At 58.9% G+C, this 518-nt stretch carries 1 protein-coding gene; it reads right to left on the reverse strand.

The window, feature by feature from the left end; translation table 11 throughout:
• Positions 1-116: 116 nt before the first annotated feature.
• Positions 117-476, reverse strand: a complete 360-nt coding sequence (locus E8D38_RS28105; protein WP_140637653.1) for a hypothetical protein — start codon at positions 474-476, stop codon at positions 117-119.
• Positions 477-518: the final 42 nt, after the last annotated feature.

Below are 518 nucleotides of genomic sequence, written 5' to 3' on the forward strand. Positions count from 1 at the left end.
AACGTTAGATGACTCAGCTGCCAGCCCTTACGCTCGAAGTGAACGGTACGCCGCCGGATATGGTGGGGCGTGTGTGCGAGGGCCTCATCTGCGAGGGGTACATATACGAAGGCGAGTCAGTGGCGTCGGCCAACGTCACATACCTCAACTTTGGTGGCGCGTGGTTTCGCCTCTACTTCGAGGTTCGCCTTGTCTTCTGGCGTTCGTTCGACGAGGAGCCAATGCCATGGGAAGTCGAAGCAGAATCTTGGGATTACCCGCACACCGACGTGGGCGCGCTTGCCGGCATAGTTGGCCAGCCATTGGAGTCGTTTGAGATGCTTCCAACAGTTGAGGGAAGCAAAGTTGTCTTCCGATTTGGGAACGGTCGGCGTGTGGAAATCGAAGACAAAGACGACGTTGCGTCGTATGCCGTCATCTAACCCCGCCATCGAGCGGACCCACAACGGCGAGGTGCGGTTGCGCGCTTTGGCCACACTGAGCGCGCCGTTGCGGCCCGCTCATGTCGAACGTTAGGC

Origin of the sequence: Methylibium rhizosphaerae, from assembly GCF_006386545.1 — a bacterium.
GTDB classification, from domain to species: Bacteria; Pseudomonadota; Gammaproteobacteria; order Burkholderiales; family Burkholderiaceae_C; genus Pseudorivibacter; species Pseudorivibacter rhizosphaerae.